Annotated in this window: 18 protein-coding genes and 1 riboswitch; of the genes, 8 read left to right on the top strand and 10 right to left on the bottom strand. The window is 52.1% G+C overall.

Going from position 1 to position 17,841, the window contains the following annotated elements; translation table 11 throughout:
- The first annotated feature begins 17 nt into the window (after positions 1-17).
- Entirely contained in the window at positions 18-782 is a 765-nt protein-coding gene (locus tag ABZJ92_RS03245; RefSeq protein ID WP_001148403.1) for a DedA family protein, read from the top strand.
- Positions 783-895: 113 nt separating this feature from the next.
- Here the strand turns inward: ABZJ92_RS03245 and thiQ are convergent, their stop codons facing one another.
- From thiQ to sgrR, 4 genes are all read right to left on the bottom strand, one after another.
- Positions 896-1,594 carry a thiamine ABC transporter ATP-binding protein ThiQ gene (gene thiQ, locus ABZJ92_RS03240; RefSeq protein ID WP_000916288.1) on the bottom strand — a complete coding sequence of 233 codons (699 nt, stop codon included), beginning with the start codon at positions 1,592-1,594 and terminating at the stop codon, positions 896-898.
- Positions 1,578-3,188, bottom strand: coding sequence for a thiamine/thiamine pyrophosphate ABC transporter permease ThiP (thiP, locus tag ABZJ92_RS03235; protein ID WP_000235706.1), 1,611 nt, complete (start codon positions 3,186-3,188; stop codon positions 1,578-1,580). The genes thiQ and thiP overlap by 17 nt, the downstream gene beginning before the upstream one ends.
- On the bottom strand, positions 3,164-4,147 hold the full coding sequence (gene thiB, locus ABZJ92_RS03230; RefSeq protein WP_005053588.1) for a thiamine ABC transporter substrate binding subunit: 984 nt from the start codon (positions 4,145-4,147) through the stop codon (positions 3,164-3,166). The genes thiP and thiB overlap by 25 nt, the downstream gene beginning before the upstream one ends.
- 30 nt (positions 4,148-4,177) lie before the next feature.
- A riboswitch (TPP riboswitch) is annotated at positions 4,178-4,277 on the bottom strand.
- A gap of 33 nt (positions 4,278-4,310) precedes the next feature.
- On the bottom strand, positions 4,311-5,966 hold the full coding sequence (gene sgrR, locus ABZJ92_RS03225) for a DNA-binding transcriptional regulator SgrR (RefSeq protein WP_005053586.1): 1,656 nt from the start codon (positions 5,964-5,966) through the stop codon (positions 4,311-4,313).
- Between the two features lie 88 nt (positions 5,967-6,054).
- Here sgrR and sgrT point away from each other — a divergent pair, with 88 nt between their 5' ends.
- Positions 6,055-6,186, top strand: a complete 132-nt coding sequence (gene sgrT, locus ABZJ92_RS03220; RefSeq protein WP_001248770.1) for a glucose uptake inhibitor SgrT — start codon at positions 6,055-6,057, stop codon at positions 6,184-6,186.
- Positions 6,187-6,287: 101 nt separating this feature from the next.
- Positions 6,288-7,466 (top strand): sugar efflux transporter SetA, encoded by a 1,179-nt coding sequence (gene setA, locus ABZJ92_RS03215; RefSeq protein WP_000637838.1) that lies wholly within the window; start codon positions 6,288-6,290, stop codon positions 7,464-7,466.
- Positions 7,467-7,514: 48 nt separating this feature from the next.
- Here setA and leuD read toward each other — a convergent pair whose 3' ends face one another.
- The 5 genes from leuD to leuL form a co-directional block, all read right to left on the bottom strand.
- Positions 7,515-8,120: a 3-isopropylmalate dehydratase small subunit gene (gene leuD / locus ABZJ92_RS03210; RefSeq protein ID WP_000818230.1), complete on the bottom strand. Its 606-nt coding sequence runs from the start codon at positions 8,118-8,120 to the stop codon at positions 7,515-7,517.
- A gap of 10 nt (positions 8,121-8,130) precedes the next feature.
- Complete coding sequence (gene leuC / locus ABZJ92_RS03205) at positions 8,131-9,531, bottom strand: 3-isopropylmalate dehydratase large subunit (protein ID WP_001140640.1); 1,401 nt, start codon at positions 9,529-9,531, stop codon at positions 8,131-8,133.
- 2 nt (positions 9,532-9,533) lie between these two features.
- Positions 9,534-10,625 (bottom strand): 3-isopropylmalate dehydrogenase, encoded by a 1,092-nt coding sequence (leuB, locus tag ABZJ92_RS03200; protein ID WP_000042384.1) that lies wholly within the window; start codon positions 10,623-10,625, stop codon positions 9,534-9,536.
- Positions 10,625-12,196, bottom strand: a complete 1,572-nt coding sequence (gene leuA, locus ABZJ92_RS03195) for a 2-isopropylmalate synthase (RefSeq protein WP_000082848.1) — start codon at positions 12,194-12,196, stop codon at positions 10,625-10,627. The genes leuB and leuA overlap by 1 nt, the downstream gene beginning before the upstream one ends.
- 92 nt (positions 12,197-12,288) lie before the next feature.
- Complete coding sequence (gene leuL, locus ABZJ92_RS03190) at positions 12,289-12,375, bottom strand: leu operon leader peptide (RefSeq protein ID WP_001300467.1); 87 nt, start codon at positions 12,373-12,375, stop codon at positions 12,289-12,291.
- Positions 12,376-13,033: 658 nt separating this feature from the next.
- Between leuL and leuO the strand changes: the two genes are divergently transcribed.
- Entirely contained in the window at positions 13,034-13,978 is a 945-nt protein-coding gene (leuO, locus tag ABZJ92_RS03185; protein ID WP_001297362.1) for a transcriptional regulator LeuO, read from the top strand.
- A 154-nt stretch (positions 13,979-14,132) separates the two neighbouring features.
- Here leuO and ABZJ92_RS03180 read toward each other — a convergent pair whose 3' ends face one another.
- A complete protein-coding gene (locus tag ABZJ92_RS03180; protein WP_128566915.1) occupies positions 14,133-14,177 on the bottom strand; it encodes a hypothetical protein in 45 nt (14 codons plus the stop codon).
- 118 nt (positions 14,178-14,295) lie between these two features.
- Between ABZJ92_RS03180 and ilvI the strand changes: the two genes are divergently transcribed.
- From ilvI to cra, 4 genes are all read left to right on the top strand, one after another.
- Positions 14,296-16,020 (top strand): acetolactate synthase 3 large subunit, encoded by a 1,725-nt coding sequence (gene ilvI / locus ABZJ92_RS03175; protein ID WP_000425676.1) that lies wholly within the window; start codon positions 14,296-14,298, stop codon positions 16,018-16,020.
- Between the two features lie 2 nt (positions 16,021-16,022).
- Entirely contained in the window at positions 16,023-16,514 is a 492-nt protein-coding gene (gene ilvN, locus ABZJ92_RS03170) for an acetolactate synthase small subunit (RefSeq protein ID WP_001252744.1), read from the top strand.
- An 11-nt stretch (positions 16,515-16,525) separates the two neighbouring features.
- Positions 16,526-16,612, top strand: coding sequence for a fruR/shl operon leader peptide (locus tag ABZJ92_RS03165; protein WP_001303787.1), 87 nt, complete (start codon positions 16,526-16,528; stop codon positions 16,610-16,612).
- A gap of 81 nt (positions 16,613-16,693) precedes the next feature.
- Positions 16,694-17,698, top strand: a complete 1,005-nt coding sequence (cra, locus tag ABZJ92_RS03160) for a catabolite repressor/activator (protein ID WP_000762401.1) — start codon at positions 16,694-16,696, stop codon at positions 17,696-17,698.
- The last annotated feature ends 143 nt before the right edge of the window (positions 17,699-17,841 follow it).

Raw genomic sequence — 17,841 nt, 5'->3', positions numbered from 1 at the left:
CATTTGACAGGCACATTATGCAAGCATTGCTGGAACACTTTATTACCCAATCTACCGTGTATTCATTGATGGCGGTGGTGTTGGTGGCCTTTCTGGAGTCGCTGGCGCTGGTCGGTTTGATTCTACCCGGTACGGTGCTGATGGCGGGGCTGGGAGCGCTGATTGGCAGCGGCGAGTTAAGTTTCTGGCACGCTTGGCTGGCAGGGATTGTCGGTTGTCTGCTGGGCGACTGGATCTCCTTCTGGCTGGGCTGGCGTTTTAAAAAGCCGTTGCATCGCTGGTCATTTCTGAAGAAAAACAAAGCATTACTCGATAAAACTGAACATGCGTTGCATCAACACAGCATGTTCACCATTCTGGTCGGTCGCTTTGTTGGCCCGACGCGTCCGCTGGTGCCAATGGTGGCGGGAATGCTGGATCTGCCGGTGGCAAAATTCATTACGCCGAATATTATCGGCTGCCTGCTGTGGCCACCGTTTTACTTCCTGCCTGGGATTCTGGCGGGCGCGGCGATCGATATTCCAGCCGGAATGCAGAGCGGCGAGTTTAAATGGTTGCTGCTGGCGACGGCGGTATTTTTGTGGGTTGGTGGCTGGCTGTGCTGGCGGTTATGGCGCAGCGGTAAAGCAACCGATCGTTTAAGTCATTATTTGTCGCGCGGCCGTTTGTTGTGGCTGACGCCGTTGATTTCTGCCATCGGCGTGGTGGCGCTGGTGGTGTTAATTCGCCACCCGTTGATGCCGGTGTATATCGATATTTTGCGTAAAGTGGTTGGGGTTTAGGGGATTGTCTTGTGCGGGTTGCCTCATGCGACGCTGACCGCGTCTTATCAGGCCTACAAAACGCACTGTCCGTAGGTCGGATAAGGTGTTCACGCCGCATCTGACAGTGCATACTAACCCGTAATCCCCAATATTGCCGAAGCACTCGCCTTACCGCTCAACAATTCTTCAGTCTTACCCTGCCAGGCGATGCGCCCGTCGGCGACCACCACCGAGCGTGTGGCGATCCGCGCCGCATCTTCCACACTGTGCGACACCATCAATAGCGTCATTTTTTGCTGCTGGCAGCTCGTGCTCACCAGCGTCAGCATCTCCTGACGTAACGCCGGATCGAGCGCAGAGAACGGTTCATCGAGCAATAAAATCGGCTGTTCGCGCACCAGACAACGCGCTAACGCCACGCGCTGTCGCTGACCGCCGGAAAGCTCGCCCGGTAACCGCGCCATTAAATTATCAATCCCCATCTGACGGGCAATCGCGTGCATTTTCTCCTGCTGTGCCGCGTTCAGTTTCAACCCCGGATTTAGCCCCAGCCCGATGTTCTGCGCGACCGTCAGATGGCTGAACAGGTTGTTCTCCTGAAACAGCATCGACACCGGACGGCGTGACGGCGGCGTCGTGGTGTGATCAACACCATCGATAGTCAGCGAACCGCTGGCTGGCGTCAGAAAACCGGCAATCAAATTCAGCAGGGTACTTTTACCCGCGCCGCTTGGCCCGAGGATTGCCACCTGCTCGCCGCGTTCTACCGTTAAGCTAAAACGCATCGGCAAATGGTGATAAAGCCAGGTGATATCAGTCAGTTTTAACATTTCGCCCCGGTAGTTTTTCAATCACGGTAAACAGCAGAAAACAGAGTAGTAGCAGAATTAACGCGGTGACCGCGCCGTCCTGGCTGCGATAGGAGCCAATTTGCTGGTAGAGATAAAACGGCAGGGTACGGAAATCATCGTTACCGAACAACGCCACTACGCCAAAATCACCAATCGACAGCACGCAGGCAAAAGCCAGCGCCTGCGCCAGTGGACGTTTCAGGGCGCGCAGCTCGACCACTTTTAAGCGCGACCAGCCTTCAATGCCCAGCGACTGACACAACATACTGTAGCGGGCGGTGATATCGCGCATCGGGTTTTCCAGTACTTTCAGCGCATAAGGGATCGCCATTAACGCATTGGTGAAAATCACAATGCCGTCAGCAGATTGTGGCAGGCCGATAGTGTTGTTGAGCAGTAAAAAGAAGCCGGTAGCCAGCACAATCCCCGGCATGGCGAGGATCAACATGCCGCTCATCTCCAGCGCCTGACCCGCCAGCATTTTCTGCCGCGCCCGCAGTTCGCGACTGCTCCATAGCAGCATCATGGTCAGCACTACGCACAATACACCTGCCGCCAGCGCAATACGCAACGAGGTCCACAGCGCCTGCCACAGCACCGGTTGTGCCAGCACTTCCGGCAACTGGCGATTTACCCCATCGACGATCACCGCCAGCAACGGTGGCAGCAACAGCAGCAGCGCCAGCACTATTAACACCGTGTCGCAAATGCGGCTATGCAGACGATCGTCCGGATCGCGCCAGCCTTGCAGCAGCGTGGTGCCGGGCGCAATGGCCTTACTTAGTCGCTGACTCAACAGCACCAGCCCAAGGCAACACACCATCTGGAGCAGCGCCAGCATCGCCGCGCGGGCAGGATCGTAGTCGTAACTCAGCGCCTGATAAATAGCCAGCTCGATAGTGGTTGCCTGCGGACCGCCGCCCAGCGATAGCACGGTGGCGAAGCTGGCGAAACAGAGCATAAAGATAAGCGCGGCAACCGGCGGGATTTGTCGCCGTAGCCACGGCCATTCGACGAAGCGGAAAAAATGCCAGCCGCGCATCCCAAGCTGGGCGGCAAGCTGACGTTGTTCGCCGGGAATGTTTTCCAGTGCCTGGAGTAATAAGCGGCTCGCCATCGGCAGATTAAAAAATACGTGCGCCAGCAAAATGCCTTGCAGGCCGTAGGGCGAAAAGGTCCACTCCAGACCGAGCGATTGGCAGAGCGATGCCAGCCAGCCCTGACGACCATAGACGCTAAGAATGCCGAAAACAGCAACTAGCACCGGGAGGATCAAGGTCATTGCGCACAGACGCAACAGCGCCAGCCGACCCGGAAAGCGCCTGCGATAGAGGGCGCGGGCGAGGAATATCGCGGGTACGACAGAGAGTAGCGCCGAGAGAAACGCCTGCCAGAAGGAGAAGCGCACCACATGCCACAGGTAGCTGTCCTGCCAGACTGCCACCCAGTTACCCTGCGGCGCGTTCCACCACAGGGCGAGAAACGCCGCGAGCGCAACCGCTACCACCAGCGTGGCGGCGCTTACACCTGGAATTAACCAGCCGGGAATTAACGGCTGACGGCGCGTTGCCATTCGCTAATCCATGCCTGACGTTGTGCCGCCACTTCAGCTGGTGTGAACTCCAGCGTGGTGGCCGGTTTGGTCAATTGTTCAAACCCGGCAGGCAGCGTGACATTTGCCACCGGATACATCCAGTTACCGGTTGGGATCGCATTCTGAAAAGCCGGAGAAACCATAAACTGGAGGAATTTTTGCGCCAGCTCCGGCTGCTTGCTGGCAGCGGTGCGGGCGGCGACTTCCACCTGCAGATAGTGACCTTCGCTAAAGTTCGCGGCGGCGTAGTTATCTTTTTTCTCTTCGAGAATGTGATAAGCCGGAGAGGTGGTGTAACTCAGTACCAGATCGCTTTCACCTTTTAAAAACAGGCCGTAGGCTTCGCTCCAGCCTTTGGTGACCGTGACGGTTTTCTTCGCCAGTTTTTGCCAGGCTTGTGGGGCGTCATCGCCATAGACTTTTTGCATCCACAACAGCAGACCCAGCCCCGGCGTGCTGGTACGCGGATCCTGATAAATCACCCGCCAGTTCTGATCGCTCTCAACCAATTCTTTCAGGCTTTGCGGCGGGTTTTTCAGTTTGTTCTTGTCATAGACGAAGGCGAAATAGCCGTAATCAAACGGGACGAAAGTGTCATTATTCCAGCCGCCGGGAACGTTAACGGCATCCGCTGCCACACCGCTTTTGGCAAATAGTCCGGTTTTACTGGCGGCGTCTAACAGATTGTTATCCAGCCCCAGCACCACATCGGCTTTACTATTTTTGCCTTCCATCCGTAGACGGTTGAGAAGCGAAACGCCATCTTCCAGCGCCACCAGTTTCAGTTCGCAGTTACAGTTGGCTTCAAAAGCTTTTTTGATCTTTGGACCAGGCCCCCAGTCGGCGGCGAAGGAATCGTAGGTATAAACAGTCAGAACGGGTTTAGCGAAAACGGGCGCTGTGCACAGCAACAGCAGGGGAAGACATTTTTTTAACACTTTGCACCTCAAAAAAGAGTGGCAAAGGACTTGAGAAGGAGCCTCAAATCCCTTCGCCGGCGTTATCCGGATCAGGTTCGACGGGTATTTTCTCAGCGCACGCGTTTGCGTGGCACCCCGTTGAGAACGGCGTTAGTGTAGTGATTTTGTTATCTACCAGCAATCATGGATCCGGTGGCGCAAACCACGCTGATTTAAAATCGAACCAGCCGAGGGTATTCATACGCAGGCCGCGCATACTGCGTTGTCCCTGAATGATCAGCCAGTGGTGGATAAGCGGCACCATTGCTTTACTGGCGACCAGTTGCTGGCACCAGTTCGCCAGGTTCATTTCGCCATTGCGCCAGCGGGCGGCGTCGGCTTGCCAGTCGATCGGAATACAGTGTTGGAGCAGCGGCACCTCGCACAAGTGCGCGAACAGCGAAAAATCCAGCGGCAGCGTAAAGTTGGCGCTATTAAGCCAGATATCGCTCTCGATCTCTCCTTCATGCCACTGATCGTAGCTGATCTCTTTGATTTCCAGCGTGACCTGGTGACTTGCCAGAATCTGCTGCATGATCCCGGCAATCACCCGATGCTCACTGTGATCCTGATAAAAGGTCAGGGTGAGGCTTTCCAGGCCAGCCGGTTTTTCGCTCTTTATGGTGCGGGCATGGTGCCAACGGGGGAGCAGTCCATAAGCCGGGAACCACAGTTGCTGGTACTGTTCCTCAGCGAAATAGACCAGATTAGTTGGAGAAAGCACATAGCTTACCCAGTCCCTGACTTGCTGATTCGCCCCGCGATGGGTGCGGCTGTCGAACAGTAAATAGTAGCAACCTTCCTCCAGGCGGCTTTCAATCTCTTTTTTCTCGCCCTGTGGACCTTTTAGCATCAGACCACCGGCTGGCTCGTCGGCAATTTCCGGCAGAACCCAGACGTTAACTTCGTCGATTAATGCCCGGTAACCGAAGAAGTCATCGAATGCCTGAATTTTCAGTTGATTGGTGCTGTTGCGAATCACCGCATACGGACCGGTGCCAATAGGATGGCTGGCAAAGTTACTGAGGGTTTCCCATTCGCACGGCAGGATCATCGCCGGAACTTGCCCCAGCAGTAACGGCAACCAGCGGTCCGGCTGCGTGAGATGGATATCCAGCGTCCAGGGCGTCGGCGACACAATGTCCGTAATATGCGAATAGAGCGGCAGCGTATTGATTCGTTTTAAAGAGGCGATCACGTCGTCCATTTCCAGTTCACGACCATGATGAAAATGGACTCCTGGACGCAAAAAGAAACGCCAGTGAAGCGGTGATATTTGCTGCCAGTGGTGGGCGATGTCTGCTTCCAGTTCCCCATTTTCCTCATTTATGCGCGTTAGCGAACTGAAGATTTGCCGGGCAATATGGGTTTCGGAACGGCGCAATGCGCTGCCAGGTAGCAGATTACGCAACGGACGATAGTAGAGCACGCGCAGGATGTGCCGCCCCTGGCGGAAGCTGCGGCCCAGATGAGAAACCAGCATTTGCCGCACAGTCGCTTTGTCGCCAACCAACTGCACTAGTTGGTCGATACGATCCTGCTCCAGCAGGTCTTCCGCCCGCTGTTGCTGAAGCGCCAGCCCGGTATAGAGGAATGTCAGACGCGAGCGTTTACCGCGCCCGACTTCCGCTTCCCACGTCAGCCAGCCGCGATCCTGCATGGTGTTGAGCAGGGTACGCATATGACGACGCGAGCAGCTCAATAACGCTGCCAGTTCGTTGAGCGTTGTGTCCTGCGATTTACCCTCGCAGCATTGCCACAGGCGGATGAACTGTTGTTGCAGACGAGCAGATGGCATAAAAGGGGAACTCCTGCGCAAAAGACAGCAATTTTATTTTCCCTATATTAAGTCAATAATTCCTAACGATGAAGCAAGGAGGTGCCCCATGCGTCAGTTTTATCAGCACTATTTTACCGCGACAGCGAAGTTGTGCTGGTTGCGTTGGTTAAGCGTCCCACAACGATTAACCATGCTTGAAGGACTGATGCAGTGGGATGACCGCAATTCTGAAAGTTGACTTGCCTGCATCATGTGTGACTGAGTATTGGTGTAAAATCACCCGCCAGCAGATTATACCTGCTGGTTTTTTTTATTCTCGCCGCGCTAAAAAGGGAACGTATGATCTGGATAATGACGATGGCTCGCCGTATGAACGGTGTTTACGCGGCATTTATGCTGGTCGCTTTTATGATGGGGGTGGCCGGGGCGCTACAGGCTCCTACATTGAGCTTATTTCTGAGTCGTGAGGTTGGCGCGCAACCTTTCTGGATCGGACTCTTTTATACGGTGAATGCTATTGCTGGGATCGGCGTAAGCCTCTGGTTGGCAAAACGTTCTGACAGTCAGGGCGATCGGCGAAAACTGATTATATTTTGCTGTTTGATGGCTATTGGCAATGCGCTACTGTTTGCATTTAATCGTCATTATCTGACGCTTATCACCTGTGGTGTGCTTCTGGCATCTCTGGCCAATACGGCAATGCCACAGTTATTTGCTCTGGCGCGGGAATACGCGGATAACTCGGCGCGAGAAGTGGTGATGTTTAGCTCGGTGATGCGTGCGCAGCTTTCTCTGGCATGGGTAATCGGTCCACCGCTGGCCTTTATGCTGGCGTTGAATTACGGCTTTACAGTGATGTTTTCGATTGCCGCCGGGATATTCACACTCAGTCTGGTATTGATTGCATTTATGCTTCTGTCTGTGGCGCGGGTAGAACTGCCGTCGGAAAATGCTTTATCAATGCAAGGTGACTGGCAGGATAGTAACGTACGGATGTTATTTGTCGCCTCGACGTTAATGTGGACCTGCAACACTATGTACATTATTGATATGCCATTGTGGATCAGTAGCGATTTAGGATTGCCAGACAAACTGGCGGGTTTCCTGATGGGGACGGCAGCTGGACTGGAAATACCAGCAATGATTCTGGCTGGCTACTATGTCAAACGTTATGGTAAGCGGCGAATGATGGTCATTGCAGTGGTGGCAGGAGTGCTGTTTTACACTGGATTGATTTTCTTTCATAGCCGTATGGCGTTGATGACGCTGCAACTTTTTAACGCTGTATTTATCGGCATTGTTGCGGGTATTGGGATGCTATGGTTTCAGGATTTAATGCCTGGAAGAGCGGGGGCAGCTACCACCTTATTTACCAACACTATCTCTACCGGGGTAATTCTGGCTGGTGTTATTCAGGGAGCAATTGCACAAAGTTGGGGGCACTTTGCTGTCTACTGGGTAATTGCGATTATTTCTGTTGTCGCATTATTTTTAACCGCAAAGGTTAAAGACGTTTGATGACGTGGACGATAGCGGAAAGCCCGGTCATTTGACCGGGCAAGGGGTCTAATTCATAAACGCAGGTTGTTTTGCTTCATAAGACGCAATAGCGTCGTCGTGCTGCAGGGTCAGGCCGATGCTGTCCAGACCATTCATCATGCAGTGGCGGCGGAAGGCATCGATGGTAAAGCGATAGGTTTTCTCTCCCGCTTTCACCTCTTGCGCTTCCAGATCCACGTCGAAATGGATCCCCGGATTGGCTTTCACCAGCGCAAACAGTTCGTCCACTTCTGCATCGCTTAATTTCACCGGCAGCAGCTGGTTGTTAAAGCTATTGCCGTAGAAGATGTCAGCAAAACTCGGCGCAATCACCACTTTAAAACCGTAGTCGGTCAATGCCCAGGGCGCGTGCTCACGCGAGGAGCCACAGCCGAAGTTTTCTCGTGCCAGCAAAATGGAAGCGCCCTGATACTGCGGGAAGTTCAGCACGAAGTCCGGGTTTGGCTGTTGGCCTTTTTCATCGAGAAAACGCCAGTCGTTAAACAGATGCGCGCCAAAACCCGTACGGGTCACTTTCTGCAAAAACTGTTTCGGGATGATTGCATCGGTATCGACATTGGCGGCATCCAGCGGAACCACCAGGCCTGTGTGTTTGATAAATTTCTCTGCCATGGTGTGCTCCTTATTTAATGTTGCGAATGTCGGCGAAATGTCCGGTCACAGCAGCAGCGGCAGCCATTGCCGGGCTGACCAGATGCGTGCGCCCGCCGCGCCCCTGGCGGCCTTCAAAGTTACGGTTGCTGGTGGATGCACAACGTTCGCCCGGATTCAGACGGTCGTTGTTCATCGCCAGACACATTGAGCAGCCAGGCAAGCGCCATTCAAAACCGGCTTCAATAAATATTTTATCCAGACCTTCCGCTTCCGCCTGGGCTTTTACCGGGCCAGAGCCGGGAACCACCAGTGCCTGCACGCCTGGCGCGACTTTTCGCCCTTTGGCGATCTCCGCTGCCGCGCGTAAATCTTCAATGCGAGAGTTGGTACAGGAACCGATAAACACTTTGTCGATAGCCACTTCGGTCAGCGGAATACCCGGTTTCAGCCCCATATAGGCCAGCGCTTTTTCTGCCGACGCACGTTCAACCGGATCGGCAAACGAAGCCGGATCGGGAATATTGTCGTTCACAGAAATCACCTGGCCGGGATTGGTGCCCCAGGTGACCTGCGGTGAAATTTCTTCTGCTTGCAGAGTGACAACGGTATCGAAAGTTGCGCCTTCGTCGGTTTGCAGGGTTTTCCAGTAGGCAACGGCGTCGTCGAAATCTTTGCCTTTCGGCGCATGCAGACGGCCTTTGACATAGTTAAAGGTGGTTTCGTCAGGAGCAACCAGAGCGGCTTTTGCGCCCATTTCGATCGCCATATTGCACAGGGTCATACGACCTTCCATGCTTAAATCACGAATTGCTTCGCCGCAAAACTCCACCACATGCCCGGTGCCGCCTGCGCTGCCAGTTTTACCGATAATTGCCAGCACGATATCTTTTGCGGTAATGCCCGGCGCGGCTTTGCCCTGGACTTCAATTTTCATGGTCTTCGCACGGCCCTGTTTCAGGGTTTGTGTTGCCAGTACGTGTTCAACTTCGGAAGTGCCGATACCAAAGGCCAGTGCGCCAAACGCGCCGTGGGTGGCGGTATGCGAGTCGCCGCAGACAATGGTCATCCCCGGCAAGGTGACGCCCTGTTCCGGCCCCATTACGTGGACGATCCCCTGATACGGGTGATTCAGGTCATACAGCTCGACGCCAAATTCTTTGCAGTTTTTAATCAGCTCCTGCATCTGGATGCGCGCCATTTCACCACAGGCATTAATGTCTTTGGTCTGGGTAGAGACGTTGTGATCCATAGTGGCGAAGGTTTTGCCCGGCTGACGTACCGGGCGACCGTGGGCGCGCAGACCATCGAACGCCTGCGGTGAGGTCACTTCATGCACCAGGTGGCGGTCGATATATAACAGCGGGGTTTCGTTTTCGGCTTCGTACACTACGTGAGCGTCGAATAATTTTTCGTATAACGTTTTAGCCATGATTACACCCCTTCTGCCACATAGCGGGCAATGATATCGCCCATTTCATCGGTACTAACGGCGGCAGCGCCACGGGCTAAATCCCCGGTGCGAATGCCTTCTTCTAATGCACGGTTAATGGCGCGTTCAATGGCGGAAGCCGCATCATCGGCATCCAGGCTGTAACGCAGCAGCAGTGCCAGCGACAGGATTTGTGCAATCGGGTTGGCGATGTTTTTGCCTGCGATATCTGGTGCCGAGCCGCCCGCCGGTTCATACAGTCCAAAACCTTGCTCGTTCAGGCTGGCGGAAGGCAACATGCCCATCGAGCCAGTGATCATTGCGCACTCGTCAGACAGAATGTCGCCAAACAGGTTGGAGCACAGCAGAACGTCAAACTGTGATGGATCTTTAATCAGCTGCATGGTGGCGTTGTCGATGTACATATGCGCCAGTTCGACATCCGGGTATTCCGTGGCGATCTCGTTGACGATTTCACGCCATAAAATAGAGGATTGCAGCACGTTAGCTTTGTCGATTGAGGTGACTTTGTGGCGACGTTTACGAGCAGATTCAAACGCGATGCGGGCAATACGCTCGATCTCAAAACGGTGATACACCTCGGTATCAAACGCTTTTTCATATTGTCCGCTACCTTCGCGGCCTTTTGGCTGACCGAAATAGATGCCGCCGGTCAGTTCGCGCACGCACTGGATGTCGAAGCCGTTAGCGGCAATGTCTGCACGCAGCGGACAGAATGCTTCCAGCCCCTGATACAGTTTTGCCGGGCGCAGGTTGCTGAATAATTTGAAGTGCTTACGCAGCGGCAGCAGCGCGCCGCGTTCTGGTTGCTGGTCTGGTGGTAAATGTTCCCACTTCGGGCCGCCTACCGAGCCAAACAGCACGGCATCGGCTTGCTCACAACCTTCAACCGTCGCAGGCGGCAGTGGTTGCCCGTGGTTATCAATGGCTGCGCCGCCTACATCGTAATGGCTGGTGGTGATGCGCATCGCAAAGCGGTTGCGCACGGCATTCAGCACTTTCAGCGCCTGGGTCATCACTTCCGGACCAATACCGTCTCCCGGCAATACGGCAATATGGTAATTCTTCGACATCACACGGTTTCCTTGTTGTTTTCGTTGTGTTGAGTTTTGCGTTGCAACTCTTTTTCGACTTCTGCGGCACGCCAGATATTGTTCAGTACGTGCACCATGGCTTTGGCGGAGGACTCGACAATATCGGTGGCCAGGCCGACGCCGTGGAAGCGGCGACCGTTGTAGTTGGTGACAATATCCACCTGACCCAGCGCATCTTTACCGTGACCTTTGGCGGTCAGGCTGTATTTCACCAGTTCGACGTTATAGTCAGTGATGCGGTTAATTGCCTGATAGACGGCATCGACCGGACCGTTACCGTTGGCGGCTTCTGCTTTGACTTCTTCGCCACAGGCCAGTTTGACGGCGGCGGTGGCGATATCGTTAGAGCCAGACTGCACGCTGAAGTAATCCAGACGGAAATGCTCCGGCTCTTCTTGCTGCTTACCGATGAAGGCCAGCGCCTCCAGATCGTAATCAAACACCTGACCTTTTTTGTCCGCCAGCTTCAGGAAAGCATCGTACAAATTGTCTAAATTATATTCACTTTCTTTATACCCCATCTCATCCATGCGATGTTTCACCGCCGCACGCCCCGAACGAGAGGTCAGATTCAGCTGGATTTGGTTCAGACCAATAGATTCTGGTGTCATGATTTCGTAGTTTTCGCGGTTTTTCAGCACGCCATCCTGGTGGATACCGGAGGAGTGAGCGAATGCGCCGCTGCCAACAATGGCTTTGTTTGCCGGGATCGGCATATTACAAATCTGGCTAACTAACTGGCTGGTGCGCCATATCTCTTGGTGATTAATGGCGGTGTGGACGTTGAGAATATCCTTACGAACTTTAATCGCCATGATGACTTCTTCCAGCGAACAGTTACCGGCACGCTCGCCGATCCCGTTCATTGCACCTTCCACCTGGCGTGCACCGGCATGTACCGCCGCCAGTGAGTTGCCGACCGCCAGGCCTAAATCGTCGTGGGTATGTACGGAAATAATGGCTTTGTCGATGTTAGGTACGCGTTCATACAGGCCGCTGATGATTCCGGCGAACTCAAACGGCATGGTGTAGCCCACGGTGTCCGGAATGTTGATGGTGGTGGCACCGGCATTAATCGCCGCTTCGACCACTCGCGCCAGATCGGCAATGGGTGTACGCCCGGCATCTTCGCAAGAAAATTCAACATCATCGGTGTAATTACGGGCGCGTTTCACCATATAGATAGCGCGTTCGATCACCTCGTCTAGGGTGCTGCGCAGCTTGGTGGCGATGTGCATTGGGGAGGTAGCAATAAAGGTATGAATACGGAAGGCTTCGGCGACTTTCAGGGATTCGGCCGCCACGTCGATATCTTTTTCCACGCAGCGAGCTAACGCACATACGCGGCTGTTTTTAACCTGGCGGGCGATGGTTTGCACCGATTCAAAATCGCCCGGCGAAGAGACGGGGAAACCGACTTCCATCACGTCAACACCCATACGCTCAAGGGCCAGCGCAATTTGCAGTTTTTCTTTCACACTCAAGCTTGCCTGTAACGCCTGTTCACCGTCGCGCAATGTGGTATCGAAAATAATGACTTGCTGGCTCATGGTTTGGGTCCTTGTCTCTTTTAGAGCGCCTCGCTTCGGGCATAAAAAAACCCGCGCAATGGCGCGGGTTTTTTGTTTGACTGCGTGCTGGCTTAATGCTGGATGCCGCTCACTCGTCTACCGCGCAAAGAAGATGCGTTTAGTAGTAGTAGACCGATAAAGCGAACGATGTGAGTCATTAAATCAGCTCCAGATGAATGCGATATGCTTTTAGAGTTACTGGATACAAAAACGGATGTCAACCCTGACGCAATAAAAACGTCCCGCCAGCGTGAGTTCTGCATCCGTAAAATTAGCTAATTGTGCTACGGTGGTTAAAGTAAGCGATATTAATTTCTGCTTAACTACCGACGCTTTTCATCGGTTGACATATTTCAGCATAAATTTTTGCATCTAATCAACGAGGAAAAAGGGGACAAAATGCACGCGTTGCAAAACCTATCCTGATGATTTGTATTGAATTATATGTTTTGCGATTTTTTTTGATATTGATTTGGTGAATATTATTGAACAATTAATGTTAAGAATTAATGCATTAAATATATAAATTAATTATTAAATAAGCACATTTAATCCATTTTGTAGATGATTGAGTATTCGCGGTAGTTATGATTAGATTGTTTTCGCAACAAAACATTATGGATTATTATGCTGTGGTAAATGACTCATTCCACGGCAATGGATTCTGTTTTTATCAGAACCCGTATCTTTATGTTTTCCGAATTTTACTCATTTTGCTTTTTCTTATTTTATATGCATGATAAATCATATTCTTCAGGATTATTTCTCTGCATTCCAATAAGGGAAAGGGAGTTAAGTGTGACAGTGGAGTTAAGTATGCCAGAGGTACAAACAGATCATTCAGAGACGGCGGAGTTAAGCAAGCCACAGCTACGCATGGTCGATCTCAACTTATTAACCGTTTTCGATGCCGTGATGCAGGAGCAAAACATTACCCGTGCCGCTCATGTTCTGGGTATGTCGCAACCTGCGGTCAGTAACGCTGTTGCACGCCTGAAGGTGATGTTTAATGACGAGCTTTTTGTTCGTTATGGCCGTGGTATTCAACCGACTGCTCGCGCATTTCAACTTTTTGGTTCAGTTCGCCAGGCATTGCAACTAGTACAAAATGAATTGCCTGGTTCAGGTTTTGAACCCGCGAGCAGTGAACGTGTATTTCATCTTTGTGTTTGCAGCCCGTTAGACAGCATTCTGACCTCGCAGATTTATAATCACATTGAGCAGATTGCGCCAAATATACATGTTATGTTCAAGTCTTCATTAAATCAGAACACTGAACATCAGCTGCGTTATCAGGAAACGGAGTTTGTGATTAGTTATGAAGACTTCCATCGTCCTGAATTTACCAGCGTGCCATTATTTAAAGATGAAATGGTGCTGGTAGCCAGCAAAAATCATCCAACAATTAAAGGCCCGTTACTGAAACATGATGTTTATAACGAACAACATGCGGCGGTTTCGCTCGATCGTTTCGCGTCATTTAGTCAACCTTGGTATGACACGGTAGATAAGCAAGCCAGTATCGCGTATCAGGGCATGGCAATGATGAGCGTACTTAGCGTGGTGTCGCAAACGCATTTGGTCGCTATTGCGCCGCGTTGGCTGGCTGAAGAGTTCGCTGAATCCTTAGAATTACAGGTATTACCGCTGCCGTTAAAACAAAACAGCAGAACCTGTTATCTCTCTTGGCATGAAGCTGCCGGGCGCGATAAAGGCCATCAGTGGATGGAAGAACAATTAGTCTCAATTTGCAAACGCTAACTGAATGCAGAATAGGCCAGACATGAATGTCTGGTTTATTCTGCATTTTTTATTGAATGTAGAATTTTATTCTGAATGTGTGGACTCTCTATTTTAGGATTAATTAAAAAAATAGAGAAATTGCTGTAAGTTGTGGGATTCAGCCGATTTATTATCAATTTAATCCTTCGTAATGGAGGATTTTATCGTTTCTTTTCACCTTTCCTCCTGTTTATTCTTATTACCCTGCGTTTATGTCTCTGGCTGCCAATTGCTTAAGCAAGATCGGACGGTTAATGTGTTTTACACATTTTTTCCGTCAAACAGTGAGGCAGGCCATGGAGATGTTGTCTGGAGCCGAGATGGTCGTCCGATCGCTTATCGATCAGGGCGTTAAACAAGTATTCGGTTATCCCGGAGGCGCAGTCCTTGATATTTACGATGCATTGCATACCGTGGGTGGTATTGATCATGTATTAGTTCGTCATGAGCAGGCGGCGGTGCATATGGCCGATGGCCTGGCGCGTGCGACCGGGGAAGTCGGCGTCGTGCTGGTAACGTCGGGTCCAAGGGCGACCAATGCGATTACCGGCATCGCCACCGCTTATATGGATTCCATTCCATTAGTTGTCCTTTCCGGGCAGGTAGCGACCTCGTTGATAGGTTACGATGCCTTTCAGGAGTGCGACATGGTGGGGATTTCGCGACCGGTGGTTAAACACAGTTTTCTGGTTAAGCAAACGGAAGACATTCCGCAGGTGCTGAAAAAGGCTTTCTGGCTGGCGGCAAGTGGTCGCCCAGGACCAGTGGTCGTTGATTTACCGAAAGATATTCTTAATCCGGCGAACAAATTACCCTATGTCTGCCCTGAGTCGGTCAGTATGCGTTCTTACAATCCCACTACTACCGGACATAAAGGGCAAATTAAGCGTGCTCTGCAAACGCTGGTAGCGGCAAAAAAACCGGTTGTCTACGTAGGCGGTGGGGCAATCATGGCGGGCTGCCATCAGCAGTTGAAAGAAACGGTGGAGGCGTTGAATCTGCCCGTTGTTTCCTCATTGATGGGAATGGGGGCGTTTCCGGCAACGCATCGTCAGGCACTGGGCATGCTGGGAATGCACGGTACCTACGAAGCCAATATGACGATGCATAACGCGGATGTGATTTTCGCCGTCGGGGTACGATTTGATGACCGAACGACGAACAATCTGGCAAAGTACTGCCCAAATGCCACTGTTCTGCATATCGATATTGATCCTACTTCCATTTCTAAAACCGTGACTGCGGATATCCCGATTGTGGGGGATGCTCGCCAGGTCCTCGAACAAATGCTTGAACTCCTGTCGCAAGAATCCGCCCATCAACCGCTGGATGAGATCCGCGACTGGTGGCAGCAGATTGAACAGTGGCGCGCTCTTCAGTGCCTGAAATATGACACTCACAGTGAAAAGATTAAACCGCAGGCGGTGATCGAGACTCTTTGGCGGTTGACTAATGGGGACGCTTACGTGACGTCCGATGTCGGGCAGCACCAGATGTTTGCTGCGCTTTATTATCCATTCGACAAACCGCGTCGCTGGATCAATTCCGGCGGTCTCGGCACGATGGGTTTTGGTTTACCTGCGGCACTGGGCGTCAAAATGGCGTTGCCAGAAGAAACCGTGGTTTGCGTCACTGGCGACGGCAGTATTCAGATGAACATCCAGGAACTGTCTACCGCGTTGCAATACGAGTTGCCCGTACTGGTGGTGAATCTCAATAACCGCTATCTGGGGATGGTGAAACAGTGGCAGGACATGATCTATTCCGGCCGTCATTCACAATCTTATATGCAATCACTACCCGATTTCGTCCGTCTGGCGGAAGCCTATGGTCACGTCGGGATCCAGATCTCTCATCCGCATGAGCTGGAAAGCAAACTTAGCGAGGCGCTGGAACAGGTGCGCAATAATCGCCTGGTGTTTGTTGATGTTACCGTCGATGGCAGTGAGCACGTCTACCCGATGCAGATTCGCGGGGGCGGAATGGATGAAATGTGGTTAAGCAAAACGGAGAGAACCTGATTATGCGCCGGATATTATCAGTCTTACTCGAAAATGAATCAGGCGCGTTATCCCGCGTGATTGGCCTTTTTTCCCAGCGAGGCTACAACATTGAAAGCCTGACCGTTGCGCCAACCGACGATCCGACATTATCGCGTATGACCATCCAGACCGTGGGCGATGAAAAAGTACTTGAGCAGATCGAAAAGCAATTACACAAGCTGGTCGATGTCTTGCGCGTGAGTGAGTTGGGGCAGGGCGCGCATGTTGAGCGGGAAATCATGCTGGTGAAAATTCAGGCCAGCGGTTACGGGCGTGACGAAGTGAAACGTAATACGGAAATATTCCGTGGGCAAATTATCGATGTCACCCCCTCGCTTTATACCGTTCAATTAGCAGGCACCAGCGATAAGCTTGATGCATTTTTAGCATCGATTCGCGATGTGGCGAAAATTGTGGAAGTTGCTCGCTCTGGTGTGGTCGGACTTTCGCGCGGCGATAAAATAATGCGTTGAGAATGATCTCAGTGCGCAATTTGCAGCCCAACATGTCACGTTGGGCTTTTTTTGCGAAATCAGTGGGAACCTGGAATAAAAGCAGTTGCCGCAGTTAATTTTCTGCGCTTAGATGTTAATGAATTTAACCCATACCAGTACAATGGCTATGGTTTTTACATTTTACGCAAGGGGCAATTGTGAAACTGGATGAAATCGCTCGGCTGGCGGGAGTGTCGCGGACCACTGCAAGCTATGTTATTAACGGCAAAGCGAAGCAATACCGTGTGAGCGACAAAACCGTTGAAAAAGTCATGGCTGTGGTGCGTGAGCACAATTACCACCCGAACGCCGTGGCAGCTGGGCTTCGTGCTGGACGCACACGTTCTATTGGTCTTGTGATCCCCGATCTGGAGAACACCAGCTATACCCGCATCGCTAACTATCTTGAACGCCAGGCGCGGCAACGGGGTTATCAACTGCTGATTGCCTGCTCAGAAGATCAGCCAGACAACGAAATGCGCTGCATTGAGCACCTTTTACAGCGTCAGGTTGATGCCATTATTGTTTCGACGTCGTTGCCACCTGAGCATCCTTTTTATCAACGCTGGGCTAACGACCCGTTCCCGATTGTCGCGCTGGACCGCGCCCTCGATCGTGAACATTTCACCAGCGTGGTTGGTGCCGATCAGGATGATGCCGAAATGCTGGCGGAAGAGTTACGTAAGTTTCCCGCCGAGACGGTGCTTTATCTTGGCGCGCTGCCGGAGCTTTCTGTCAGCTTCCTGCGTGAACAAGGTTTCCGTACTGCTTGGAAAGATGATCCGCGCGAAGTGCATTTCCTGTATGCCAACAGCTATGAGCGGGAGGCGGCTGCCCAGTTATTCGAAAAATGGCTGGAAACGCATCCGATGCCGCAGGCGCTGTTCACAACGTCGTTTGCGTTGTTGCAAGGAGTGATGGATGTCACGCTGCGTCGCGACGGCAAACTGCCTTCTGACCTGGCAATTGCCACCTTTGGCGATAACGAACTGCTCGACTTCTTACAGTGTCCGGTGCTGGCAGTGGCTCAACGTCACCGCGATGTCGCAGAGCGTGTGCTGGAGATTGTCCTGGCAAGCCTGGACGAACCGCGTAAGCCAAAACCTGGTTTAACGCGCATTAAACGTAATCTCTATCGCCGCGGCGTGCTCAGCCGTAGCTAATCCGCGAACAAAAATACGCGCCAGGTGAATTTCCCTCTGGCGCGTAGAGTACGGGACTGGACATCAAGGTAATGCTGCCAACTTACTGATTTAGTGTATGATGGTGATTTTAAGGTGCTTGCGTGGCTTCCATTTCCATCAGA

Source organism: Shigella sp. FJ200513, assembly GCF_040495915.1.
In the GTDB taxonomy this organism is placed as follows: Bacteria; Pseudomonadota; Gammaproteobacteria; order Enterobacterales; family Enterobacteriaceae; genus ECMA0423.
The sequence above is the reverse complement of the archived record's forward strand: the minus strand, read 5'-3'. Positions and strand labels throughout refer to the sequence as shown.